This is a genomic window from Pseudomonas danubii (assembly GCF_042980055.1).
GTDB classification, from domain to species: domain Bacteria; phylum Pseudomonadota; class Gammaproteobacteria; order Pseudomonadales; family Pseudomonadaceae; genus Aquipseudomonas; species Aquipseudomonas danubii.
Genome location: NZ_CP116502.1, coordinates 2,062,501 through 2,086,775 on the forward strand (window position 1 = coordinate 2,062,501; position 24,275 = coordinate 2,086,775).

At 62.7% G+C, this 24,275-nt stretch carries 16 protein-coding genes and 2 rRNA genes (1 of these 18 running past the window's edge); 13 read left to right on the forward strand and 5 right to left on the reverse strand.

Annotated features, from left to right (window positions below; genetic code table 11):
- The 8 genes from PFZ56_RS09560 to PFZ56_RS09595 form a co-directional block, all read left to right on the forward strand.
- Window positions 1-1,850: ribosomal RNA gene (locus tag PFZ56_RS09560) — 23S ribosomal RNA — on the forward strand (it extends 1,042 nt beyond the left edge of the window).
- A gap of 139 nt (window positions 1,851-1,989) precedes the next feature.
- A 5S ribosomal RNA gene (gene rrf, locus PFZ56_RS09565) occupies window positions 1,990-2,105 on the forward strand.
- Between the two features lie 163 nt (window positions 2,106-2,268).
- Window positions 2,269-5,721 (forward strand): exodeoxyribonuclease V subunit gamma, encoded by a 3,453-nt coding sequence (gene recC, locus PFZ56_RS09570; RefSeq protein WP_170004371.1) that lies wholly within the window; start codon window positions 2,269-2,271, stop codon window positions 5,719-5,721.
- On the forward strand, window positions 5,718-9,410 hold the full coding sequence (gene recB, locus PFZ56_RS09575; protein WP_394304632.1) for an exodeoxyribonuclease V subunit beta: 3,693 nt from the start codon (window positions 5,718-5,720) through the stop codon (window positions 9,408-9,410). The genes recC and recB overlap by 4 nt, the downstream gene beginning before the upstream one ends.
- Window positions 9,407-11,488, forward strand: coding sequence for an exodeoxyribonuclease V subunit alpha (recD, locus tag PFZ56_RS09580; RefSeq protein WP_170004367.1), 2,082 nt, complete (start codon window positions 9,407-9,409; stop codon window positions 11,486-11,488). The genes recB and recD overlap by 4 nt, the downstream gene beginning before the upstream one ends.
- A gap of 116 nt (window positions 11,489-11,604) precedes the next feature.
- Complete coding sequence (locus PFZ56_RS09585) at window positions 11,605-12,186, forward strand: YfiR family protein (RefSeq protein ID WP_102861706.1); 582 nt, start codon at window positions 11,605-11,607, stop codon at window positions 12,184-12,186.
- On the forward strand, window positions 12,183-13,451 hold the full coding sequence (locus tag PFZ56_RS09590) for a diguanylate cyclase domain-containing protein (RefSeq protein ID WP_102861014.1): 1,269 nt from the start codon (window positions 12,183-12,185) through the stop codon (window positions 13,449-13,451). Before PFZ56_RS09585 ends, PFZ56_RS09590 begins: the two co-directional genes overlap by 4 nt.
- Before the next feature lie 14 nt (window positions 13,452-13,465).
- On the forward strand, window positions 13,466-13,960 hold the full coding sequence (locus PFZ56_RS09595) for an OmpA family protein (RefSeq protein WP_102878270.1): 495 nt from the start codon (window positions 13,466-13,468) through the stop codon (window positions 13,958-13,960).
- 46 nt (window positions 13,961-14,006) lie between these two features.
- Here PFZ56_RS09595 and PFZ56_RS09600 read toward each other — a convergent pair whose 3' ends face one another.
- Window positions 14,007-14,957, reverse strand: coding sequence for a LysR family transcriptional regulator (locus tag PFZ56_RS09600; protein ID WP_170004365.1), 951 nt, complete (start codon window positions 14,955-14,957; stop codon window positions 14,007-14,009).
- 148 nt (window positions 14,958-15,105) lie between these two features.
- On the opposite strand from PFZ56_RS09600, the gene PFZ56_RS09605 reads away from it, so the two are divergent.
- Both PFZ56_RS09605 and mmsB read left to right on the forward strand, forming a co-directional pair.
- Window positions 15,106-16,632 (forward strand): CoA-acylating methylmalonate-semialdehyde dehydrogenase, encoded by a 1,527-nt coding sequence (locus PFZ56_RS09605; protein WP_102878272.1) that lies wholly within the window; start codon window positions 15,106-15,108, stop codon window positions 16,630-16,632.
- Between the two features lie 10 nt (window positions 16,633-16,642).
- Window positions 16,643-17,530, forward strand: a complete 888-nt coding sequence (mmsB, locus tag PFZ56_RS09610; RefSeq protein ID WP_102861018.1) for a 3-hydroxyisobutyrate dehydrogenase — start codon at window positions 16,643-16,645, stop codon at window positions 17,528-17,530.
- A gap of 270 nt (window positions 17,531-17,800) precedes the next feature.
- Here the strand turns inward: mmsB and PFZ56_RS09615 are convergent, their stop codons facing one another.
- The 3 genes from PFZ56_RS09615 to PFZ56_RS09625 form a co-directional block, all read right to left on the reverse strand.
- Window positions 17,801-18,319 (reverse strand): RES family NAD+ phosphorylase, encoded by a 519-nt coding sequence (locus PFZ56_RS09615; RefSeq protein WP_102861019.1) that lies wholly within the window; start codon window positions 18,317-18,319, stop codon window positions 17,801-17,803.
- Window positions 18,316-18,801, reverse strand: a complete 486-nt coding sequence (locus PFZ56_RS09620) for an antitoxin Xre/MbcA/ParS toxin-binding domain-containing protein (protein WP_102861020.1) — start codon at window positions 18,799-18,801, stop codon at window positions 18,316-18,318. Before PFZ56_RS09620 ends, PFZ56_RS09615 begins: the two co-directional genes overlap by 4 nt.
- Before the next feature lie 123 nt (window positions 18,802-18,924).
- Window positions 18,925-19,269, reverse strand: a complete 345-nt coding sequence (locus PFZ56_RS09625; protein WP_102861021.1) for a cupin domain-containing protein — start codon at window positions 19,267-19,269, stop codon at window positions 18,925-18,927.
- 276 nt (window positions 19,270-19,545) lie between these two features.
- On the opposite strand from PFZ56_RS09625, the gene kynB reads away from it, so the two are divergent.
- From kynB to PFZ56_RS09640, 3 genes are all read left to right on the forward strand, one after another.
- Complete coding sequence (gene kynB / locus PFZ56_RS09630) at window positions 19,546-20,187, forward strand: arylformamidase (RefSeq protein WP_170004363.1); 642 nt, start codon at window positions 19,546-19,548, stop codon at window positions 20,185-20,187.
- Between the two features lie 105 nt (window positions 20,188-20,292).
- Entirely contained in the window at window positions 20,293-21,144 is an 852-nt protein-coding gene (gene kynA, locus PFZ56_RS09635) for a tryptophan 2,3-dioxygenase (RefSeq protein ID WP_102861023.1), read from the forward strand.
- Window positions 21,145-21,410: 266 nt separating this feature from the next.
- The gene (locus PFZ56_RS09640; RefSeq protein WP_170004361.1) at window positions 21,411-22,910 is read left to right on the forward strand and encodes a PLP-dependent aminotransferase family protein; all 1,500 of its coding nucleotides are present in this window, start codon (window positions 21,411-21,413) and stop codon (window positions 22,908-22,910) included.
- 14 nt (window positions 22,911-22,924) lie between these two features.
- Here PFZ56_RS09640 and PFZ56_RS09645 read toward each other — a convergent pair whose 3' ends face one another.
- Window positions 22,925-24,133 carry a benzoate/H(+) symporter BenE family transporter gene (locus PFZ56_RS09645; protein ID WP_170004360.1) on the reverse strand — a complete coding sequence of 403 codons (1,209 nt, stop codon included), beginning with the start codon at window positions 24,131-24,133 and terminating at the stop codon, window positions 22,925-22,927.
- Window positions 24,134-24,275: the final 142 nt, after the last annotated feature.

Here is a 24,275-nt window from a genome sequence, read left to right on the forward strand (position 1 = left end):
CTAGGAGGTTGGCTTAGAAGCAGCCACCCTTTAAAGAAAGCGTAATAGCTCACTAGTCGAGTCGGCCTGCGCGGAAGATGTAACGGGGCTCAAACCATACACCGAAGCTACGGGTATCACGTAAGTGATGCGGTAGAGGAGCGTTCTGTAAGCCTGTGAAGGTGAGTTGAGAAGCTTGCTGGAGGTATCAGAAGTGCGAATGCTGACATGAGTAACGACAATGGGTGTGAAAAACACCCACGCCGAAAGACCAAGGTTTCCTGCGCAACGTTAATCGACGCAGGGTTAGTCGGTCCCTAAGGCGAGGCTGAAAAGCGTAGTCGATGGAAAACAGGTTAATATTCCTGTACTTCTAGTTATTGCGATGGAGGGACGGAGAAGGCTAGGCCAGCTTGGCGTTGGTTGTCCAAGTTTAAGGTGGTAGGCTGGAATCTTAGGTAAATCCGGGGTTCTAAGGCCGAGAGCTGATGACGAGTTACCTTTTAGGTGACGAAGTGGTTGATGCCATGCTTCCAAGAAAAGCTTCTAAGCTTCAGATAACTAGGAACCGTACCCCAAACCGACACAGGTGGTTGGGTAGAGAATACCAAGGCGCTTGAGAGAACTCGGGTGAAGGAACTAGGCAAAATGGCACCGTAACTTCGGGAGAAGGTGCGCCGGTGAGGGTGAAGGACTTGCTCCGTAAGCTCATGCCGGTCGAAGATACCAGGCCGCTGCGACTGTTTATTAAAAACACAGCACTCTGCAAACACGAAAGTGGACGTATAGGGTGTGACGCCTGCCCGGTGCCGGAAGGTTAATTGATGGGGTTAGCTAACGCGAAGCTCTTGATCGAAGCCCCGGTAAACGGCGGCCGTAACTATAACGGTCCTAAGGTAGCGAAATTCCTTGTCGGGTAAGTTCCGACCTGCACGAATGGCGTAACGATGGCGGCGCTGTCTCCACCCGAGACTCAGTGAAATTGAAATCGCTGTGAAGATGCAGTGTATCCGCGGCTAGACGGAAAGACCCCGTGAACCTTTACTATAGCTTTGCACTGGACTTTGAATTTGCTTGTGTAGGATAGGTGGGAGGCTTTGAAGCGTGAACGCCAGTTTGCGTGGAGCCATCCTTGAAATACCACCCTGGCAACTTTGAGGTTCTAACTCAGGTCCGTTATCCGGATCGAGGACAGTGTATGGTGGGTAGTTTGACTGGGGCGGTCTCCTCCTAAAGAGTAACGGAGGAGTACGAAGGTGCGCTCAGACCGGTCGGAAATCGGTCGTAGAGTATAAAGGCAAAAGCGCGCTTGACTGCGAGACAGACACGTCGAGCAGGTACGAAAGTAGGTCTTAGTGATCCGGTGGTTCTGTATGGAAGGGCCATCGCTCAACGGATAAAAGGTACTCCGGGGATAACAGGCTGATACCGCCCAAGAGTTCATATCGACGGCGGTGTTTGGCACCTCGATGTCGGCTCATCACATCCTGGGGCTGAAGCCGGTCCCAAGGGTATGGCTGTTCGCCATTTAAAGTGGTACGCGAGCTGGGTTTAGAACGTCGTGAGACAGTTCGGTCCCTATCTGCCGTGGACGTTTGAGATTTGAGAGGGGCTGCTCCTAGTACGAGAGGACCGGAGTGGACGAACCTCTGGTGTTCCGGTTGTCACGCCAGTGGCATTGCCGGGTAGCTATGTTCGGAAAAGATAACCGCTGAAAGCATCTAAGCGGGAAACTTGCCTCAAGATGAGATCTCACTGGGATCTTGAATCCCCTAAAGGGCCGTCGAAGACTACGACGTTGATAGGTTGGGTGTGTAAGCGCTGTGAGGCGTTGAGCTAACCAATACTAATTGCCCGTGAGGCTTGACCATATAACACCCAAGCAATTTGCTTAAGAAGCGAGTTGCGGTGTGTGAAGACGCTACGAACCGAAAGTTTGCACAACACACAAATCTATTACATACCCATTCGCTGGCACGTTGCATGAGCAACGGACTGGCTACCGAATTTCTTGACGACCATAGAGCGTTGGAACCACCTGATCCCATCCCGAACTCAGAAGTGAAACGATGCATCGCCGATGGTAGTGTGGGGTTTCCCCATGTGAGAGTAGGTCATCGTCAAGATTAAATTCCGAAACCCCAATTGCGAAAGCAATTGGGGTTTTGTTTTTGCGCGGAGAAAAGCTGCAGCGGTTTCTCTTGTGCTGTTTGCTCGCTCCGGCTGCCACCACCCCGTGACAGTGCTAAGGTTCCGGCCTAGCTTTTTGTATTCTCCAAGGAAGCCCTTATGCCGGACGCCTCGTCCCTCACCCCAGGTTTTATGGTGGTTCACGGTAACCGCCTGGACGAGTTGCGCAGCCTGGTGGTCAGCTGGATGCGGCGCTACCCGCTGGCCCCTCTGGAAAATGAAATCGCCCTGGTGCAGAGCAATGGCATCGCGCAATGGCTGAAGTTGGCCCTGGCTGAAGATCCTGAAGAGGACGACTCCGGCGGTTGCGGCATTGCCGCCGCCATCGATGTGCAATTGCCTGGCAGCTTCATGTGGCAGCTTTATCGTCTGGTATTGGGACGCGATGAAATCCCGCCTAAATCCCTTTTGGACAAAGCCCCGCTGACCTGGCGTCTGATGCGCCTGCTGCCAGAACTGATCGATGAGCCCCACTTCGAACCCCTGCAGCGCTTCCTGACCCACGACAGTGATTTGCGTAAACGCTACCAACTGGCAGAGCGCCTTGCCGACCTGTTCGACCAGTACCAGGTCTATCGGGCCGATTGGCTGGAGGACTGGGCCGCTGGACGCCATTCACTGCGTAACGTTCGTGGCGAAGCCAAAGCCCTGACCCCGGCCAACTGCTGGCAAGCCGAACTGTGGCGAGCACTGCTTCTGGATGTGGGTACCGAGGGCATGGCCCAGAGCCGAGCCGGAGTCCACCAACGCTTTATCGAGCGGATCAATAACCTGGACCAAGCCCCTGCTGGCCTGCCGTCACGGGTGATCGTTTTCGGCATTTCTTCCTTGCCGGCCCAGGCCTTGGAGGCTTTGGCCGGATTGGCTCGTTTCAGCCAAGTCCTTCTCTGTGTGCACAACCCCTGCCGCCATCACTGGGCGGACATCGTTGCCGACAAGGATCTGCTGCGCCATCAGTACAAACGCCAGGCGCGCAAAGCCGGTATGCCACTGGCCCTGGACCCGCAAACCCTGCACCAGCATGCCCATCCGTTGCTGGCCGCCTGGGGCAAGCAGGGCCGTGACTACATCAACCTGCTGGACAGCTACGACGACCCCAACAGTTATCGCGCGGCTTTCCGCGATGGCCGCATCGACCTGTTCAGCGACAGCCAGCCACGCACCATGCTTCAGCAGCTGCAGGACGATATCCTCGAGCTGCGTCCCCTCAACGAGACTCGCGAACTGTGGCCCGAAGTCGATCTCCAGCAGGACCAGTCGATCCGTTTTCACATTGCCCATAGTGCCCAGCGCGAGGTGGAAATCCTCCACGACCAGCTCCTGGCACGCTTCAGCGCCGAGCCCGACCTGCGGCCTCGCGACGTCATCGTCATGGTCCCCGACATCGACAGCTACGCCCCGCATATCCGTGCGGTATTCGGCCAGTTGGAGCGTGATGACCGACGTTTCATTCCCTTTACCCTCACCGACCAGGGACAGCGCGGTCGCGACCCGTTGCTGATCGCCGTCGAACACCTGCTCAAACTCCCAGACAGCCGCTTCCCGGTCAGTGAGATTCTCGACCTGTTGGACGTCCCGGCATTGCGTGCGCGTTTTGGTGTCGATGAAGCCGACCTGCCTACCTTGCACCGTTGGATCGAAGGTGCCGGCATCCGTTGGGGCATGAACGCCGAACAACGTGCCGAATTGGGACTGCCCCAGGAGCTTGAGCAAAACAGCTGGCGTTTCGGCCTGCGCCGAATGCTCCTGGGATATGCGGTCGGCCGCTCCGATGCCTGCGACGGCATTGAGCCTTATGACGAAATCGGCGGCCTGGATGCCGCGCTGATCGGCCCCTTGGTCGCACTGCTGGATGCCCTGCAGATTGCCTACCAGCAACTCACTCAGCCTGCTGTGCCAGCCCAATGGGGCGAGCGCCTGCAGCACTTGCTGGAACAGTTCTTCCTGGCTAGCACCGAGCATGACGATTACCTGTTGGGCCAGCTCGAGGACCTTCGGGAAAACTGGCTGGAAACCTGCGACTCCGTCGGTCTGCAAGATCAATTGCCCCTGACCGTGGTGCGTGAAGCCTGGCTGGCGGGCCTTGATCAGGGCCGCTTGTCCCAGCGCTTCCTCGCCGGCGCTGTGAATTTCTGCACCCTGATGCCGATGCGTGCAATCCCCTTCAAGCTGGTGTGCCTGCTGGGCATGAATGACGGTGACTACCCACGGGCGCAACCGCCCCTGGACTTCGACCTGATGGGCAGCGACTACCGCCCCGGCGACCGTTCTCGACGCGAAGATGACCGCTATCTGCTGCTCGAAGCGTTGCTCTCAGCCCGGGACCAACTCTATGTCAGTTGGGTTGGCCGCAGCATCCGCGATAACAGCGAACGGCCTGCCTCGGTGCTGATCGGCCAGTTGCGCGATCATCTGGCCGGTGGCTGGCGATTGGCCGATGCGCAGCAGTCCCTGCTTGAGGCCCTGACCCAGGAGCACCCGCTGCAGCCCTTCAGTGCCCGCTACTTTCATGACAATGACGTCCTGTTCAGTTACGCCCGGGAGTGGCAGGTATTGCATCAGGCCCCGGCAGAAACCGGCACCACCGAACGCCTCGAGCCTTATGTACAGGATGAGCCCTTGAGCCTGGCCCAGTTGCAGGATTTTCTGCGCAACCCGGTACGGCACTTTTTCAGCCAACGGCTCAAGGTGTTTTTTGAAGCCATGGAAGCACCACTGGCTGACGAGGAGCCCTTTGTCCTCGACGCCCTGCAACGATACAGCCTCAGCGACAGCTTGCTGGAGGCCGCATTGAGCGATGCCGCACACCCGGATCAGGCCTTGCAGGCCCAGGCGCAAAGGCTGCAAGCCAGCGGCCTGTTGCCTATGGCCGGTTTCGGCGAGTGCCTGCAGCGCGAACTCATGGAGCCCCTGCCGGACCTGCTGCAGCGCTATCGGCAGTTGCTGGATCTGTGGCCAACCCCGGTCACCAGCGCACTGCCTGTCAGCCTTGAATTGCAGGGTGTGCGCCTGGAAGGCTGGTTGAGCCACCTGCATCAACGGGCGGATGGCGGGCTATTGGCCGTGACCACCATTCCCAACGGCATAGGTTCGCTCAAAACCCGTAAATGGCACCGCTTGATCAAGCCCTGGATCAACCATCTGCTGGCCTGCGCCAGCGGTTACTCACTGACCACCGCGTTGGTGGCCAGCGATGACAGCCTGCTGTTGCCGCCGTTGGAACAGGATCAGGCTCGGGCGATCCTCGGCAATCTGCTGCTGGCCTGGCAATCGGGCATGCGTCAGGCACTGCCGGTGGCCGTCAAGACTGCCTTCGCCTGGCTGGGCCAGACCGATCCTGACAAAGCCGCTGCCGCGGCCCGCAAGACCTACGATGGCGATGGTCAGAACAGTGAAGGCGAGCGTCGAGAAAGCCCGGCATTGGCTCGGCAATTCGCCGACTACAACGCCCTGATCGCTGATGAAACCTTCAGCGGCTGGGCCGAGACACTCTATCGCCCCCTGCTGGACGCCCCCTGGCGTTCAGCCCTTGGCGAGGAGGCCGGCGCATGACTCAACAAGTCCCTCTGGCCCTGGCCTTCCCGCTACGGGGTAGCCAACTGATCGAGGCCAGTGCCGGCACCGGCAAGACCTTCACCATCTCCGCGCTCTATCTGCGTCTGGTGCTGGGCCACGGTGGCGAGTCCGCAGGCTTTGGTCGCGAATTGCTGCCACCGCAGATCCTGGTGGTGACCTTCACCGATGCGGCCACCAAGGAATTGCGCGAACGCATCCGCACCCGTTTAGCGGAGGCCGCACGCTTCTTCCGTGACGAAACCAGCGCCCCCGATAGCCTGATCGTCGAGCTGCGGGAGCAGTACCCCGCCGAACAATGGGCCGCCTGCGCCAACCGCCTGGACATCGCCGCGCAGTGGATGGATGAGGCCGCCGTCTCCACCATTCACAGCTGGTGCCAACGCATGCTCCGCGAGCACGCTTTCGACAGCGGCAGCCTGTTTACCCAGACCCTGGAAACCGACCACAGCGATCTGCTGGGTCAGGTGCTGCGCGATTACTGGCGCTTGTTCTGCTATCCGATGCAGGGCGATGCGCTCAACTGGGTGCGCTCCAACTGGGTCGGCCCGGCCCAATTGCTGCCCCGGGTGCGGGCAATGTTCGGCAGCGAGCGTCGTGAGCCGTCGGAACAGACCCCCAGTGAATTGATCGAAGCCTGTTTGCAGGAGCGTCGGGAAGCGCTGGTGCAACTCAAGGCGCCCTGGCGGCAATGGGCGGTGGAGTTGCGGGAGATCTGTCTGCAAGGCGTTGCCAGCAAGAGTGTCGACGGCCGCAAGATGCAGGCTCGTTTCTTCGAGCCCTGGTTTGAAAAGATCATTGCCTGGGCCGAGGACGAATCCGTTGAGCAGTTGGATATTGGCACCGGCTTCACCCGCCTGACCCCAGACGGAATGAGCGAGGCCTGGAAAGGTGAAGCTCCGCAGCACCCGGGGCTCGATGCCATGGCTGAACTCAAGGCCAGCCTCGACGCCTTGCCCAGCCCGGACGCCGCGGTCCTGCAGCATGCTGCGCAGTGGGTCGGTGCGCGTTTTGAAGAAGAGAAGCGTCGCCGCGCCGAAATGGGCTTTGACGATATGTTGCTGCGTCTGGACAGCGCCCTGCAAAGCGATGGCGGCGAGCGCCTGGCGACTCTGATCCGCGAGCAGTTCCCGGTGGCCCTGATCGACGAGTTCCAGGACACCGATCCGGTGCAGTACCGGATCTTCGAAAGCATCTACCGCATCGAGGCCAACGACCCCGAAACCGGGCTGTTCCTGATTGGCGACCCCAAGCAAGCGATCTACGCCTTCCGTGGCGCCGACATCTACACCTACCTGCGGGCCCGCCAGGCCACCGCGGGACGCTTGCATACCCTGGGCACCAACTTTCGTTCCAGCCAGGCCATGGTCAGTGCGGTCAACCATGTGTTCCTGCAAGCCGAACAGCGCCAGCAAGGGCAGGGGGCTTTCCTGTTTCGTGAAGAGGATGGCGAGAATCCGGTGCCCTTCCTGGCGGTAGCCGCTCAGGGCCGCAAGGAGCGCCTGCAGGTGGATGGCCAAGCGGTGCCAGCGCTGAACTTCTGGCAACTGCCTTCGGAGCAACCGCTGTCCGGGGCCCAGTATCGTCAGCAGCAGGCCGCGGCCTGTGCCAGTGCCATTGTCGATCTGCTCAATGGCGGTCAGCAGGGGCGCAGTGGCTTTGTCCGCGACCAGCAGGAACTCAAGGGCCTGTTGCCGGCGGATATTGCCATCCTGGTCCGCGACGGCAAGGAGGCCCAGGCGGTGCGCGGTGAGCTGGCCGCCCGCGGGGTGCGCAGCGTGTATCTCTCGGACAAGGACTCGGTGTTCGCCGCCCAGGAAGCCCGGGACCTGCTGGTATGGCTCAAGGCTTGCGCCGAACCGGATGTGGAGCGTCCGCTGCGGGCCGCCCTGGCCTCCCTGACCCTGAACCTGTCCCTGGTGGAACTGGAGCGGCTGAACCAGGACGAACTGGCCTGGGAAGCCCGAGTCATGCAGTTCCGCGGATACCGCACGATCTGGCGCAGCCAGGGCGTGCTGCCGATGCTCCGACGCTTGCTCCATGACTTCCAGCTGCCCCAGGCGCTGATGGCCCGCAGCGACGGCGAGCGGGTGCTGACCAACCTCCTGCACCTGTCTGAGTTGTTGCAGCAGAACGCTGCGGAACTGGACGGTGAGCAGGCGCTGATCCGCCATCTGGCCGAGCATCTGGCGTTGTCCGGGCAGGCCGGTGAAGAGCAGATCCTGCGCCTGGAAAGCGACGAGCAACTGGTCAAGGTGGTGACCATCCACAAGTCCAAGGGCCTGGAATACCCCTTGGTGTTCCTGCCCTTCATCTGCTCCACCAAACCGGTGGATGGCAGTCGCCTGCCGCTGCATTACCACGATGCTGCCGGCAAGGCCCAGGTCAGTTTGCGACCGACGCCGGAGCTGATCGCCCAAGCCGATGAGGAGCGTCTGGCGGAAGATCTGCGTCTGCTCTACGTGGCCCTGACCCGGGCCCAGCATGCCTGCTGGCTGGGAGTGGCCGACCTCAAGCGCGGCAACCACAGCAGCTCGGTGTTGCACTTGTCGGCCCTGGGCTACCTGCTTGGCGGCGGTGCCCTGTTGGGCGAGTCCAAGGGATTGCTGCGCTGGCTCCTGGACTTGCAGCAAGGCTGTGAGGCCATCGGTGTCAGCGAGCTGCCTGCGGCCGATGACCAGCGCTTTTACCCACCGCGCAATGACGCCAGCCTGCTGGCCCCGCTGCAGCCGATTCGACGGGCGGCGGAGAACTGGTGGATCGCCTCCTACAGTGCCTTGCGCATCAGCGATACCTTGGGCAGCGGCAGCACCGAAGCTCCGGAAAATCCCCAGGCACAGAAGCTCTTCGACGATGAGCGGCTGGATCCCGAGGCCCCTCGGGAAGTCGTCGCCAGTGGTGGCGATATTCACCGGTTTCCCCGGGGGCCGAACCCCGGCACTTTCCTCCACGGTCTGCTGGAATGGGCCGGGGAGGAGGGTTTTGCCGCCGCCCCCGCGGTGATCGAGGATGCCATCGCCCGCCGTTGCAATCGTCGCGGCTGGCAAGGCTGGATTTTGACCCTCAGCGATTGGCTGCAGCACTTGTTGCAGGCGCCCCTGCCTGTGGGGGATGGGCAACCGCCAGTGGTGCTGGGGCGACTGACCCAGTACCGGGTCGAAATGGAGTTCTGGTTTGCCAGTCACAAGGTCGAAGTGCTCAAGCTCGACGAGCTGGTGCGCCAGCAGACCCACCAGGGCGCGCCTCGGGTCACCGCCGAGCCGGTGCTGCTCAATGGCATGTTCAAGGGCTTCATCGACCTGACATTCGAACATCAGGGCCGCTATTACGTGGCCGACTACAAATCCAACTGGCTGGGCGTGGACGACGCGGCCTACACCGAGCAGGCCATGGAACAATCGATTCTCGACAACCGCTACGACCTGCAATACGTGCTCTACCTGCTGGCGCTGCACCGGCAGTTGAAGGCCCGGCTGGCGGACTACGATTACGATCGGCACATCGGCGGCGCCTTGTACCTGTTTTTGCGCGGTAGCCGCTCCGCGAGCCAGGGCGCGTACTTTGCCCGGCCGCCACGGCAGTTGATCGAACGCCTCGACCGCATGTTCCAGGGCCAGCCCGAGCCGCCCAAGGCCGAGCCCGCCTGGGAACAGGGAGTGCTGTTATGACCCAGGATCTGTTTGCCCAGTTGGCCGAGCCGCCAGCGCCCCAGTTAGAGCTGGCGCCCCTGGCTCGCGCCGAAGACCTGCTGTTGTTGCTCGAGCGCTGGGTCGAGCGCGGCTGGCTGCGGGCCCTGGACAAGGCTTTTGTCAGTTTCCTCCATGAGCTGGACCCCGGCTGCGATCCGTTGGTGCTCATGGCCGCGGCCCTGACCAGTCACCAGTTGGGTCATGGGCATGTCTGCCTGGACCTGTTCGAAACCCTCAAGGAGCCGGATTTCGCTCTGTCGCTGCCGCCGGAAGGGGATTCGCAAGGCGGTGCCACGGTGCTGCCTTCCCAGGTGTTGGCGAATCTGGAGGGGGCGCACTGGTGCAAGGTCCTGGCCGGCAGCCGGCTGGTGGCCCTGTCGGCTGATCACGGCGAGGCGTCCCAGCAGCGGCCGTTGGTGCTGTCCGGAAAGCGCCTGTACCTGCGGCGCTACTGGGCCTATGAACGGCGGATCGACAACGCCCTGCGCCAGCGCCTGGCGTCGACGGAAGCGACTCCGGAGAATCTGGCCCAGCGCCTGGACGGGCTGTTTGGCCCGGCCAAGGCTGCCGGGCCCATCGATTGGCAGAAACTCGCCTGTGCCCTGGCGACCCGAGGCGCCTTCAGCATCATCACCGGCGGCCCCGGCACGGGCAAAACCACCACCGTGGTGCGTCTGCTGGCGTTGCTCCAGGCCCCGGCGGTGGAGGCGCGCAAACCCTTGCGCATTCGTCTGGCGGCGCCCACTGGCAAGGCCGCGGCCCGCCTTACCGAGTCCATCAGCCTGCAAGTGCGGTCCCTGGCAGTCGCCGACGAGGTACGGGAAAAGATCCCCAGCGAGGTGACCACGGTGCACCGCTTGCTGGGCAATCGCCCGGGCACCCGGCATTTCCGCCACCACGCTGGCAACCGTCTGCCCCTGGATGTGCTGGTGGTGGACGAAGCTTCGATGATCGACCTGGAAATGATGGCCAATCTGCTGGACGCCTTGCCCATTCATGCCCGCCTGGTGCTGCTGGGAGACAAGGATCAACTGGCGTCGGTGGAGGCGGGGGCGGTGCTCGGTGACCTGTGTCGCGATGCCGAGGCCGGCTGGTACAACCCGCAGACTCGCGCCTGGCTGGAAGCGGTCAGCGCTGAGAACCTGGGCGCCAGCGGCTTGCAGGAAGACACCGGGCACCAGCATCCCCTGGCGCAGCAGGTGGTGATGCTGCGCCACTCCCGGCGCTTCGGCGAAGGCAGTGGCATTGGCCAGCTGGCGCGCTGGGTCAATCAACAACAGGCCGAGGAGGCCCGGCGCCTGCTGGCGGCTCGCAGCCATGCGGACTTGTACAGCTTGAGTCTCAAGGGCGAGCAGGACCGAGCCCTTGAGCGCCTGTTGCTGGAAGGCCACGGCGAGGGGCCACAAGGCTATCGGCATTACCTGAATGTGCTGCGCAGTCAGCGTCCACCCGCAGACACCGCTCAGGAAGACCGCCGCTGGACTGATTGGGCGCGCAACGTCCTGCAGGCCTTCGATGGTTTCCAGTTGCTCTGTGCCGTGCGCAAGGGGCCGTGGGGCGTCGAAGGATTGAACCTGCGGATCACCCAGGCGTTGTTCAAGGCTCGGCTGATCGACAGCGACCAGCAATGGTACGAAGGCCGCCCCGTGCTGATGACCCGTAACGACTATGGTCTGGGCCTGATGAATGGCGATATTGGCATTGCCCTCAAGCTGCCGGAACATGAGGGGCCGCAAGCCGGGCGTCAGGTGCTGCGGGTAGCTTTCCCGCGCAACGATGGCCAGGGCGGGGTACGCCTGGTACTGCCGAGCCGGCTCAATGATGTGGAAACGGTCTACGCCATGACCGTGCACAAGTCCCAGGGTTCAGAGTTCGCCCATACTGCGCTGATCCTGCCCGACGCCCTGAACCCGGTGCTGACCAAGGAATTGATCTATACAGGAATCACCCGGGCCAAGGATTGGTTCAGCCTGATCGAGCCTCGGGCCGGGGTGTTTGAAGAGGCGGTGCGGCGCAAGGTCAAGCGCCTTAGCGGGTTGATGCTGGAACTGGACTGAGCACTGCGTTGCTGTCCAGTGCCCAGCACCGTTTTGGGGCGCTGGGCTCGCTGCATTTTCCCGGGCTGTGCTATCGTTGCGGCATCATTTCCGTGAAATTCAAAGAGAATCCCTGCATGGACGTGGCTGTCTTCAGGACAGAGCGCATTTTGGGGTGGAGGCAGTGTGTACTGTCGACCATTCTTTGCCTGTTCAGTCTGCTTGCCATTGCGCAGCCAGAGCCGTCAGCCTCTACCAGCCTGGCGGAACAGCGGGCCAAGGCAGTGACGCAAGTGGTGCTGGGTATCCTCAGCTACGCTCGCTGGCCGGTGGAACCTGCAGAACTGCGCCTGTGCGTGGTAGGCCCGACCGAATACACCGACGATCTGCTCAAGGGCACTACTCAGGCTACCGGCCGTCCGGTGCTGGTGCGTCGCTTGTTGGCCAGCAGCCCGGCAATCGTCAGTGAGTGCGACTCGGTCTATGTCGGCAAACTGAGCAACGATGAACGGAGTCGCCTGTTCAATTCGCTGATCGGCCAACCCGTGCTGAGCATCAGCGAGGGGGGCGATCAGTGCACCGTTGGCAGCCTGTTCTGCCTGCGGGTCAGCGACAACCAAGTGTCGTTCGAGGTCAACCTGGATTCAGTGGCCCGCAGCGGGGTGAAGATCCATCCCAGCGTGCTGCAACTGTCGCGTCGTCGCCCGGCGGCGCCATGAAGCTGTTCAAGCCCAACGCCCGCCCGACCCTGCGGTCGGTTATAGGTCGCGGTCACCTGATCGTCGCCCTGTTGGCGATCTCCATGGCCAGCCTGTCCCTGACCTTCCTCGGGGTCCTGGCATTGCGCGTCTATGCCGATCACAACCTGCACCTGATTGCCCGGTCCATCAGCTACACCGTGGAAGCGGCGGTGGTGTTCAACGACAGTGTGGTGGCCACCGAGGCCCTGGCCCTGATTGCCTCAACCGAAGAGGTGGCCGATGCCAAGGTCTATGACAACCAGGGCCGCCTGCTGGCCAGTTGGCAACGTCCGGAAAGCGGTCTGCTGACCCGTCTGGAAATGCACGTTGCCAGTGCGATCCTGGAAAAGCCCATCAGCTTGCCGATTCTTCATCAGAACCGAGAAGTGGGCAGCGTCAACGTCACCGGCCATGGCGGCAGTCTGCTGCGCTTTCTGCTCAGTGGTCTGGTGGGTATCGTGCTTTGTACCGCCTTGAGTGCCTGGGTGTCGCTGTACCTGGCACGCCGGCAACTGCGGGGGATCACCGGACCCTTGCGCAGCCTGGCGGAAGTGGCCCACGCGGCGCGGCGCGAGCGGGCCTTTGATCAGCGGGTGCCGCCGGCGGAAATCGCCGAACTGGACAACCTCGGCAACGACTTCAATGCCCTGCTCGATGAGCTGGAAGCCTGGCAGACTCACCTGCAAAGCGAGAATGAGACCCTGGCTCACCAGGCCAGTCACGACAGCCTGACCGGCCTGCCCAACCGGGCGTTTTTCGAGGGGCGGCTGATTCGTGCACTGCGCAGCGCCAACAAGCTCAACGAGCGCATGGCGGTGCTGTTTCTCGACAGTGACCGGTTCAAGGAAATCAACGACAACTTCGGCCACGCCGCGGGTGATGCGGTGCTGGTGGCGGTGGCCACGCGAATTCGCGCGCAGCTGCGTGAAGAGGATCTGGTGGCCCGGCTGGGCGGCGACGAATTCGCCGTGCTGCTCAGCCCGCTGCACCGGGTTGAAGATGCCCAGCGCATCGCAGACAAAATCATCCACAGCATGGACGTGCCGATTCAATTGCCTGGCAACCTGTCGATCATGACGTCGCTGAGCATCGGCATTGCCGTGTACCCGGACCATGGCGTGACTCCCGGCAGCCTGTTGAACGCTGCCGATGAGGCCATGTACCACGCCAAGCGCGGCTCGCGAGGCGGGCAACACACAGTGGGGGCGGAGCTCCCTATCGTTCAGGTTCAAAACAGGAGCTAATTCCCTTGTTCTCAATGACGCAACGTACGGTTCGACTGTTCAGCACCCTGGTATTGATGGCCCTCTTGGCCCTGACCGGCTGCCAGAGCGTGCCGCCCAAAGGTCTGACTCCACAGCAGATCGCGGTACTGAAACAGGAGGGCTTCGAACTGACGGATGAAGGCTGGGCCTTCGGCCTGTCGGGCAAGGTGCTGTTTGGCAGCGATGTGGAGACCCTGAACCAGGCCAGCACCGAGATCGTCCAGCGCATCGGCAAGGCCCTGCTCAGTGTGGATATCCAGAAGGTCCGGGTCGATGGCCACACCGACGCTTCGGGCAAGGAGGCCTACAACGTGCAGCTTTCCGTGCGCCGGGCCAAGAGCGTGGTCAAGGTGCTGACCCAGGTCGGCATGCGTGAAGAGAACATCCAGCTGCGCGGTCTGGGCAGCAGCGAGCCGGTGGCTTCCAACAGCACCGCAGCCGGGCGCACCGAGAACCGCCGGGTGTCGATCGTGGTGATCGCCGACTGATCGGCGATCCACACTTTTGCGGCTTTAGCTTGGCGGTCGCTAAAGATCAGGGGGCGGCGAACAGCATGCTGCGACTGTCCCCCATGAGCAGCGGCCGATTCTGCTCGGTCACCTCGCGGATGTAATCCCACAACAGGGTAATCCGCTTCAGTTTGCGCAGGTCTTCCCGGCAGTACATCCAGAATTGCCGGGTCAGGTTGATCTCCTTGGGCAGCACCGGCAGCAGGCGCGGGTCCTGGGCCGCCAGGAAGCACGGCAGGATCGCCAGCGAGCGGCCCTGCTGCGCCGCCACGTACTGGGCAATGACGCTGGTGCTGCGCAGGTTGGCGCTGGCCCCGGGCACCACATTGGCCAGGTACAGCAGCTCGGAACTGAACGCCAGGTCGTCCACGTAGCTGATGAATTGATGCTCACTCAGGTCGCCGGGGCGGCGGATCGGCGGGTGGCGGTCGAGGTATTCCTGGGTGGCGTATAGCTGCAGGCGGTAGTCGCACAGCTTGCAGCACACGTAGGGGCCGTGCTCCGGGCGTTCCAGGGCAATGACGATGTCCGCCTCGCGCTTGGATAGGCTGATGAAGTGCGGCAGCGGCAGGATGTCCACTGAGATCGCCGGGTACTCATCGAGGAAGTGGCTCAACTGCGGGGTGATGAAGAAGCTGCCGAAGCCCTCGGTGCAGCCCATGCGTACGTGTCCGGACAGCGCCACGCCAGAACCCGAGACCTGCTCGCACGCCATGTGCAGGGTGCTTTCGATGGACTCGGCATAACCCAGCAGGCGCTGGCCCTCGGCGGTCAGAACAAAACCGTTGGTGCGGGACTTTTCGAACAACAGGGTGCCCAGGGCGGTTTCCAGCGAACCGATGCGTCGCGACACCGTGGTGTAGTCCACCGCCAGGCGCTTGGCCGCGCTGCTGGCCTTGCGGGTGCGCGCCACTTCGAGGAAAAACTTCAGGTCGTCCCAGTTCAGGGAGCTTAGCGAGGTGATGTTTTTTTGCATGATGGACCGGTTTTTATGTGCGTTCTTATTAGAAGTTTGCACATCTATACTCCAAAAACCGTCCGACACCAACTCGCGACAGCCCCTCTTTCAAGGCGCTTGCCCGCCTTGGTTCCCTGCATAAGAACTCAAGAAGTCAGGAGACCCCATGAACGCATCCCTCAAGCCCGACGGCACCACCCTGCAACAGGTCAAACTGCTGATCGACGGTGAATGGGTCCAGTCCCAGAGCCAGGAATGGCACGACATCGTCAACCCGGCGACCCAGGAAGTGCTGGCCAAGGTGCCCTTTGCCACGGCCGCTGAAGTCGATGCCGCGATCGCCGCCGCCCAGCGCGCTTTCCAGACCTGGAAACTGACTCCGATCGGCGCGCGGATGCGCATCATGCTCAAGCTCCAGGCCTTGATCCGTGAGCATTCCAAGCGCATTGCCGCAGTCCTCAGCGCCGAACAGGGCAAGACCCTCGCCGACGCCGAGGGTGACATCTTCCGCGGCCTGGAAGTGGTGGAGCATGCCTGCTCCATCGGCACCCTGCAGATGGGCGAGTTCGCCGAGAACGTCGCCGGCGGTGTGGACACCTATACCCTGCGCCAGCCGATCGGTGTGTGCGCCGGGATCACCCCGTTCAACTTCCCGGCGATGATCCCGCTGTGGATGTTCCCGATGGCCATCGCCTGCGGCAACACCTTCGTTCTCAAGCCTTCCGAGCAGGACCCGCTGTCCACCATGCTGCTGGTGGAGCTGGCGGTGGAAGCTGGGGTCCCGGCCGGCGTGCTCAACGTGGTGCACGGCGGCAAGGACGTGGTGGATGCGCTGTGCACTCACAAGGACATCAAAGCCGTGTCCTTCGTCGGTTCGACCGCGGTCGGCACTCACGTCTATGACCTGGCGGGCAAGCACGGCAAGCGTGTGCAATCGATGATGGGCGCCAAGAACCACGCCGTCGTGCTGCCCGACGCCAACCGCGAACAGACCCTCAATGCCCTGGTGGGCGCAGGCTTCGGCGCTGCTGGTCAGCGGTGCATGGCCACCTCGGTGGTGGTGCTGGTGGGCGCCTCGAAACAATGGCTGCCGGACCTCAAGGCCCTGGCACAGAAACTCAAGGTCAACGCCGGCAGCGAGCCGGGCACCGATGTTGGCCCGGTGGTGTCCAAGCGCGCCAAGGCGCGGATTCTGGAACTGATCGAAAGCGGCGTGAAAGAAGGCGCCAAGCTGGAGCTCGATGGCCGCGGCATCCAGGTCCCGGGCTACGAGCAAGGCAACTTCATCGGCCCGACCCTGTTCTCCGGGGTAACCCCCTCTATGCAGATCTACACCCAGGAAATCTTCGGCCCGGTGCTGGTGGTGCTGGAGGTGGACACCCTGGATCAGGCCATCGCCCTGGTCAACGCCAACCCCTTCGGCAACGGCACCGGCCTGTTCACCCAGAGCGGTGCGGCGGCGCGCAAGTTCCAGAGCGAAATCGACGTCGGCCAAGTGGGTATCAACATCCCGATTCCGGTGCCGGTTCCGTTCTTCAGCTTCACCGGCTCCCGCGGCTCCAAGCTCGGTGACCTGGGCCCGTACGGCAAGCAAGTGGTGCAGTTCTACACTCAGACCAAGACCGTCACCGCCCGCTGGTTCGACGATGACAGCGTCAATGACGGTGTGAACACCACCATCAGCCTGCGTTGAGGAGCCTGACATGAACATTGCATTTATCGGCCTGGGCAACATGGGCGCACCCATGGCCCGCAACCTGATCAAGGCCGGGCATCAGCTGAACCTGTTCGACCTCAACCAGAGCGTGTTGGCGGAGTTGGCGCAACTGGGCGGGCGTGTTGCTGCCTCGCCCAAGGCGGCCGCCGAAGGCGCCGAACTGGTGATCACCATGCTCCCGGCCGCCGCCCATGTGCGCAGTGTGTGGCTGGGTGAAGACGGGGTGCTGGCGGGGATTGGCCGCGGCGTCCCGGCGGTGGACTGCAGCACCATCGACCCGCAGACCGCTCGTGAAGTGGCCGCTGTGGCTGCCAAGCAAGGTGTGGCCATGGCCGATGCGCCGGTGTCCGGCGGCACCGGTGGCGCCCAGGCTGGGACCCTGACCTTCATGGTCGGCGCCAGTGCCGAGCTGTTCGCCACCCTGCAGCCAGTGCTGGCGCAGATGGGGCGCAACATCGTGCATTGCGGCGAAGTGGGCACCGGGCAGATCGCCAAGATCTGCAACAACCTGCTGCTGGGGATTTCGATGATCGGCGTCAGCGAAGCCATGGCCCTGGGGGATGCCCTGGGCATCGATACCCAGGTGCTGGCGGGGATCATCAACAGCTCCACCGGTCGTTGCTGGAGTTCCGATACCTACAACCCGTGGCCTGGAGTAATTGAAACCGCCCCTGCGTCCCGGGGCTACACCGGCGGCTTTGGTGCCGAGCTGATGCTCAAGGACCTGGGGCTGGCCACCGAGGCCGCGCGCCAGGCTCACCAGCCGGTGGTGCTCGGCGCCGTGGCCCAGCAGCTGTACCAGGCCATGAGCCAGCGTGGGGAAGGCGGCAAGGACTTCTCGGCCATCGTCAACAGCTACCGCAAACCGCAGTAAGGCAAAGCTTGTGTAGCCGCTGCCGCAGGCTGCGAACGGACGCAGCGATCTCAAAGCTGGATAGCGCCAAGCAAGGCCTTGCGGTCCTTTTCGCAGCTTCGCGGGCTCAGCAGCGGCTACAAGGATGGGTGTAGCCGCTGCCGCAGGCTGCGAACGGCCCGAAGGGCCGCAGCGATTTCAAGTCTGGCGAAGATTGGTGTTGAACGCGGCCCCTTCAGCCGGGGCGTTTGCGGGAATCTGCGTCGGGCAGGTTCCCGCTTTTTTGTGGGTTCAGTTCGGGCGATTGGCAGCGGTGTGCGGGGGAGGGTTGAGACGGGTGTCGAGGCCGAAGCGTTCCTGGATCACCACCTGATACAGCCCTTTGGCCAGCAATGGATTGATCAGAATGTTCCAGCTGTGCCGGGACACCGATGAGGGCACCAGCACGAATGGATGGTCGGCCAGCAACTGGTCGGCGAATTTCTGCTGGCCGGCACTGGGAATGCCCGGGATCAGCCAGTTGGGATTGGGCAGGCTGCGTTCATCCACGCGGTAGATGGCCGACGGGTCCTGGATCAGGGCGCCAGTGAGGACATGGGGCACGTTATCCAGTGCGGCAAAGCCCTTGTGCACCGCCACTTCCAGAATCGCCGTGGCCGGATCGGCGCTGCCATACACGGCCTTGACCCCTTTGGAGTTCCAGCGGCCGCCGCACAGCTCGGCACCGATGCCACTGTCCCAGCTGTCGGCGTGCCGGGCGGCGTCCAGTCGCCAGAAATGAATCTCGCTGCTGCCCGGAATACTGATCACTGATAGACCCCGTATTCCAGGCGGGTGAGGAACTCGTCCACCAGTTCGAAGCCGATGGGGTTGGTCAGCAGATCCACCGGTTTATGGCCGTCGAGGCCCATCACCGGCTTGGCCATCCAGTCCTGTGCCTCTTCACTGCTGCCGAAGACGTCCTGGGCCTTGGCCAGCACCTGGGCAAAGCGTACCGCGCGGGCACTCTGCTCCGGGTTCAGGGGTTCGTCCGGGGTTTTCAGGCGCCGATGCAGGGTGCGTTCGGAGAGGCCGATGATCTTGGCCAGGACCTGTTCGTCCTTGAGCATGGGGACCGAGGAGACGAACTTGATGATCGCCGTCAGAGGGATGCCTTCCTCGGTCAAGCGATAGATCGAAATGCGGTCGTCAAACCGTGCCCGGCCACCCAGGAGGATGTCCGCAGACTGTTCTTTCAATACCAGTTTGCCCCGCCGTTTGGGGGCAATGCCGGTGCCTGTCAGCGCAACCATGAGTGCTACTCCTGCCTTTGCCATTTGGCAGTGATTATATAGACATTTGGCGGAGCGCGTTGTGTTCAATGGCAATGCCGGAAGGGGAGCCCAGGTCGAAGGGGCCCCCCGGTGTGTTCTGACTCAGGCAAACACGAAGTATTTGCGCACGGTTTCCACCACTTCCCAGGTGCCTTTCATCCCGGGTTCCACCACGAAGATATCGCCGGCACGCAAGTGGATGGGATCGCGGCCATCCGGGGTGATCACGCAGTACCCTTCCTGGAAATGGCAGTACTCCCACTTCTCATAGGCCACTCGCCACTTGCCCGGGGTGCAGATCCAGGTGCCCATGATCTTGCTGCCGTCCTCGCTGGTATAGGCGTTGAGGTTCACGGTGTGGGGATCGCCCTCGAGTTTTTCCCACTTGCAGGCGTCGAGGACGGGCAGTGGGTGGGTATCGCGCAGAACGGTAATGGGTTGCGACATGCTGTGCTCCTAGCGGGCAGAGAACTGAAGACGCACCCTATAGCGCCCCACGTTCAGGGGGATGTCTGTTCTCGACCTCGGGGTATCCAGAAGCGCAATGCGAGAGTTGCTGCCGGCTGGGGGATAACGGGCGGCTGGCGCTTGAAACATTCCCTCGACAAAGGGCAGTTTTTTAGCAGGATTTGCGAAATATCTGACGATGCCCGAGTTATTTCGCAAGAATCTTTACTGGTATCGCTCGTATCATTCAGTCCGGAGTGACCGAGAGCCGCACGAATGGAAAATACACCACGCTGGTGGGATATCAGCCCGCCTTTGAGTACCGCGACCCCGACCTGGCCGGGGGACACGCCGTTCCAGGAGGAGCGCGTCTGGCAGTTCGGGCCCGAATGCCCGGTGAATGTCGGGCGCGTAACCCTGTCGCCCCACACTGGCGCCCATGTCGACGCACCCCTGCATTACCGGCCGGACGGCTTGCCCATCGGCGAAGTGTCGCTGGATGTCTACATGGGCCCGTGCCGGGTCCTGCATTGCCTGGACAGCGGCGCCCTGGTGCAGCCCGAAGCCGTGCTCGGACGCTTGGACAACTTGCCTGCGCGAGTCTTGCTACGCACTTATCCACAGGCGCCGCTGAGCACGTGGGACCCGGACTTTACCGCGGTAGCTCCAGCCACCATCGAACTGCTGGCCAGCCTCGGCGTGCGCCTGATCGGCATCGACACCCCGTCCCTCGATCCCCAGCGGTCCAAGACCATGGATGCTCATAACACCGTGGCCCGCCACGGCATGGCGATCCTTGAGGGGATAGTCCTGGATGAGGTTGCCGAAGGCGACTACGAACTGATTGCCCTGCCACTGCGCTTTGCCCACCTGGATGCCAGTCCGGTGCGGGCGATCCTGCGCCCCCTGGCCGATTGATTCCTACAATAAATACACAGCTGGCCGTCCGCGCCGTTGTGCATCCCGCCCCGGGTTGCACAGCCTGCGGGTGGTAACCGCTGCCTGAGGCGAGGAGCCCACGCCATGAGCCAATGTCCTTTTTCAAGCAACCCACCGGATGAATGGCATAACGCCGAGCTGAATTTCTCCGACTCCATGAGCTACGGCGACTACCTGGACCTGGGGCGTATTCTCAGCGCCCAGCATCCGCTGTCGCCGGACCACAACGAAATGCTCTTCATCATCCAGCACCAGACTTCGGAGCTGTGGATGAAGCTGATGCTTCATGAGCTCAAGGCCGCCCGCGAGCAGGTGCGCCAGGGCCAGTTGCCCCCGGCGTTCAAGATGCTGGCGCGGGTGTCGCGGATCTTCGACCAGCTGGTGCACGCCTGGGCCGTGCTGGCCACCATGACGCCGTCCGAGTACAAGTCGATCCGCCCGTACCTGGGCCAGTCCTCGGGCTTCCAGTCGTTCCAGTACCGGGAAATCGAATTCATCCTCGGTAACAAGAGCGCGGCCCTGCTGCGGCCTCACGCCCACCGTCCCGAGCTGCTGCAGTCCCTGGAAGAATCGATTGCCACGCCGTCCATGTATGACGAAGCGATTGCCCTGATGGCTCGCAGCGGCTTGAGTATCGACCCCGCGCGCCTGGCCCTGAACAGCACCACCACGACTCAGCATGACCCGTCGGTGGAGGCGGCCTGGCGCGAGGTATACGCCAACCCTTCGGCCTATTGGGACCTGTATCAGTTGGCGGAAAAGTTCATCGACCTGGAGGACTCCTTCCGCCAGTGGCGCTTCCGTCACGTGACCACCGTGGAGCGCATCATCGGCTTCCAGCCTGGCACCGGCGGCACCGAAGGCGTGGGCTACCTGCGCAAGATGCTCGACACCGTGCTGTTCCCCGAGTTGTGGCGAGTGCGATCCTCGCTCTGATCCGCAAAACGCTCCGCCTGCCGGGGCGTTTTCATTTGCCTGCCGGCGTCTGATTGCCTGAATCCCTAATGTCGCTGCAGCCGCAGGCTGCGATCGCCTGCGCAGCAGACGTGCTCTTGAGGTCTGGAAGGTCCTGCGGACCTTAGCGCAGCCTGCGGCAGCGGCTACATAGGTCGTTGCAGAGTGGTAGGCATTGGCGACAGTTGCGCTCTGGAGATAAAGTGGCTGCCTTAAGTGCAGAATTTTTACTCTTCCAGGCAGACCACATGTCCCGGACCTTCGAGCTTGAAACCCTCAAGATGCGCCTCAGCGACCCTGAGTTCCGCCCTCTGGATCTGCACCAGCGCATCCAGCGTGCGTTGCGCGGGCTGATCCTCGATGGCGCCTTGGGGCCTGGGGTGAAGTTGCCGGCCAGTCGAGCCCTGGCCAAGTCGCTGGCGGTCTCCCGGGACACCGTGGAAAACGCCTATGTGCAGTTGCAGCGCGACGGTTTTATCCAGCGCCGCGAAGGTTCGGGGAGTTATGTCTGTGAAGCCATCGGTGCCCAGTTGCGCGGCTCGGTCCGCCGCCGCCAGCAGTTGCAGGGGCAGCCTGGGCACAGCCGAGAGCCTGGGGCGGGCCTGAGTCGGCGCGGCGCGCTGCTGTTGCAAAGGGGCGGCGTCAGCGATCAGCAGGCCGTCACCGCCTTTGCTACCGGGCTGCCGGAAACCCGCAGCTTCCCGCTGGACGTCTGGGAACGCCTGCAACGCCAGGCGCTGAAGGATTACCGCGCCAATGTACTGCTGCATGGTGATCCCCAGGGCGCGCTGCCTCTGCGCAAGGCCATTGCCGCCTACCTGAACCTGGAGCGCGGAGCCAAGGTGCAGCCCGAGCAGATCCTGGTGCTGAGCAGTACCCGCCAGGCGCTGTTTCTGTGCGCGCAACTGCTGGTGGACGCCGGCAAGCCGATCCTGTTGGAGAACCCGGGCTACTTCGGCGCACGCAAGGCATTCGAGGCCGCCGAGGCGCGCATCGTGCCCATCGATGTCGACAGCCAGGGCATTCGCACCGACCTGCTGCGGGCCGACCGCAGTGGCGCCCGCTGTGTCTATGTGACGCCGTCCCATCAGTACCCCACGGGCGTCACCCTGTCCCTGGAGCGCCGCCTGGAACTGACCCGCTGGGCCGCCGAGCAGGAGAAATGGATCATCGAGGACGACTACGACAGCGAGTTCCACTACGACGGTTTGCCCACCGCCTGTGTCCAGGGCCTGGACCCGTATCAGCGCACCCTTTACATCGGCACCTTCAGCAAGACCCTCTACCCGGGCCTGCGCATGGGCTACATGGCCCTGCCCAGCGAGCTGGTGAGCGCCTTCAGCGCGGCCCGCAGCATCATGGACGGGCACACGCCGCAGATCCTCCAGCTGACCTTGGCGCGGTTCATGGAGGAGGGGCACTACAACGCCCATGTGCGGGCCATGCGCAAGCTGTACGCCGAGCGTCGGCAAGCCATGCTCGATGCCATCGGGCGGCATTTGCAGGGCATTGCCGTGGCCTTGCCGCCACCGGGCGGGTTGCAGATTCCTTGCCTGCTGGAGCCCGGCTGGAGCGAAGCGTTGACCCAGCAACGAGCCGCCAGGGCCGGCATCCAGTTGCCGGGGCTCGGCCGGCTGTATGCCGGGGAGCACAAGCAGCCAGGTTGGTTGCTGGGCTACGCCTCGCTGAGCGCCCATGAAATCGAAACGACCATGGCACGCCTGGCCCAGGCCCTGAGAAAGGCCTAGCCAGGCGCTGGCCTTCAGGGTTTGACGGTACGGGCGGTCAACAGAGTGGCCCGGCCATGGATCAGCAGGTGCGCGGTCAAGCCGGCCACCAGCCCCCAAAAGGCACCGCCGACCCCGAGCAGGGTGACGTTGGCCGCGGTGGCGAGGAAGGTGATCAGCGCGGTTTCCCGGGTGGCCGCGTCGGCCATGGCATTGGCCAGGCTGCCGCCGATGGCCCCCAATAGCGCCAGGCCCGCCAGGGCGCTGATAAAGGTCTTGGGCAGCACCATGAACAGGCTGGCCAGGGTCACGCCGAAGGTGCCCACCAGGATGTAGAACAGCCCGCAGGCGATACCGGCGATGTAGCGTTTTTTCGGGTCAGGATGGGCGTCCTTGCCGGTACAGATCGCCGCGGTAATGGCCGCCACGTTGAAGGCATGGGCGCCGAACGGTGCCATCAGCAGCGAACCCAGGCCGGTGACCGTGAGCACTGGATTGGCGCTGGTGCTGTAGCCGTCATTGCGCAACACCAGCATGCCGGGCATGTACTGGCCGGTGAGGGTGATGACGAACAGCGGCAAGGCCACTCCGAGCAAGGCCTGCAGGGAGAACTGCGGCGCGGTGAATACCGGCACGGCCAGGCTCAAGTGCACTGCAGAAAAGTCGATCCGCTGCTGAGCGATAAGCAGCCCCAGGCCGATGACCAGGATGCCCACCACGGCAAAGCGCGAGGTGAAACGCCGCAGCAGGGCGTAGGACACCAACAGCACTGTCACCAATAGCGGGTCGGCGCTGGCGCCGCCAAAGGCATTGATCCCGAACTGCAGCAGAATGCCCGCCAGCAGGCCGGCGGCGATGCCCTTGGGGATCATCCGCACCAGTTTGTCGAAGGCCCCGGAGCCGCCGAGGATGATGAACCCCAGGGCCGAGATCAGGTAGGCACCGATCACCTCGGCATAGGGCGTAAAGGGCATCACCGTGGCCAGGAACGCCGCGCCGGGTGTGGACCAGGCAGTGATGATCGGCGCCTTGTAACGCAGGCTCAGCCACAGCCCGGTCAGGCCGACACCGACCGACACCGCCCAGACCCAGGACGCAGTCTGGGCCGCTGACAGCCGTGCCAGCTCGGCGGCCTGGAACACCAGGACAAAGGTTCCGCCGTAGTTCACCAGCACTGAAATCAGCGCCGCCACGGTGGGCGAGAAAACATCGGTCCAGCGCAGGCTTGTCGCCGTTCTGTTCATCAGCCGCTCTCCATCCAGAAACAGGCTCCCAGGCTCAGGTGCCGGGAGGGAGTCGATTCTAGAGAGAGGGCGGACTGTTGTTTCAGGCCACATTCGCCCTAATTGGCAGACCGCTTTTGCGCCGCCGACAAAAAAGCCCGGC

What these genes read in the sequence shown, in the direction of transcription:
- recC (WP_170004371.1), top strand. Translation starts at nt 2,269, where the DNA reads ATGCCGGACGCCTCGTCCCTCACCCCAGGTTTTATGGTGGTTCACGGT.
- recB (WP_394304632.1), top strand. Translation starts at nt 5,718, where the DNA reads ATGACTCAACAAGTCCCTCTGGCCCTGGCCTTCCCGCTACGGGGTAGC.
- recD (WP_170004367.1), top strand. Translation starts at nt 9,407, where the DNA reads ATGACCCAGGATCTGTTTGCCCAGTTGGCCGAGCCGCCAGCGCCCCAG.
- PFZ56_RS09585 (WP_102861706.1), top strand. Translation starts at nt 11,605, where the DNA reads ATGGACGTGGCTGTCTTCAGGACAGAGCGCATTTTGGGGTGGAGGCAG.
- PFZ56_RS09590 (WP_102861014.1), top strand. Translation starts at nt 12,183, where the DNA reads ATGAAGCTGTTCAAGCCCAACGCCCGCCCGACCCTGCGGTCGGTTATA.
- PFZ56_RS09595 (WP_102878270.1), top strand. Translation starts at nt 13,466, where the DNA reads ATGACGCAACGTACGGTTCGACTGTTCAGCACCCTGGTATTGATGGCC.
- PFZ56_RS09600 (WP_170004365.1), bottom strand. Translation starts at nt 14,957, where the DNA reads ATGCAAAAAAACATCACCTCGCTAAGCTCCCTGAACTGGGACGACCTG.
- PFZ56_RS09605 (WP_102878272.1), top strand. Translation starts at nt 15,106, where the DNA reads ATGAACGCATCCCTCAAGCCCGACGGCACCACCCTGCAACAGGTCAAA.
- mmsB (WP_102861018.1), top strand. Translation starts at nt 16,643, where the DNA reads ATGAACATTGCATTTATCGGCCTGGGCAACATGGGCGCACCCATGGCC.
- PFZ56_RS09620 (WP_102861020.1), bottom strand. Translation starts at nt 18,801, where the DNA reads ATGGTTGCGCTGACAGGCACCGGCATTGCCCCCAAACGGCGGGGCAAA.
- PFZ56_RS09625 (WP_102861021.1), bottom strand. Translation starts at nt 19,269, where the DNA reads ATGTCGCAACCCATTACCGTTCTGCGCGATACCCACCCACTGCCCGTC.
- kynB (WP_170004363.1), top strand. Translation starts at nt 19,546, where the DNA reads ATGGAAAATACACCACGCTGGTGGGATATCAGCCCGCCTTTGAGTACC.
- kynA (WP_102861023.1), top strand. Translation starts at nt 20,293, where the DNA reads ATGAGCCAATGTCCTTTTTCAAGCAACCCACCGGATGAATGGCATAAC.
- PFZ56_RS09640 (WP_170004361.1), top strand. Translation starts at nt 21,411, where the DNA reads ATGTCCCGGACCTTCGAGCTTGAAACCCTCAAGATGCGCCTCAGCGAC.
- PFZ56_RS09645 (WP_170004360.1), bottom strand. Translation starts at nt 24,133, where the DNA reads ATGAACAGAACGGCGACAAGCCTGCGCTGGACCGATGTTTTCTCGCCC.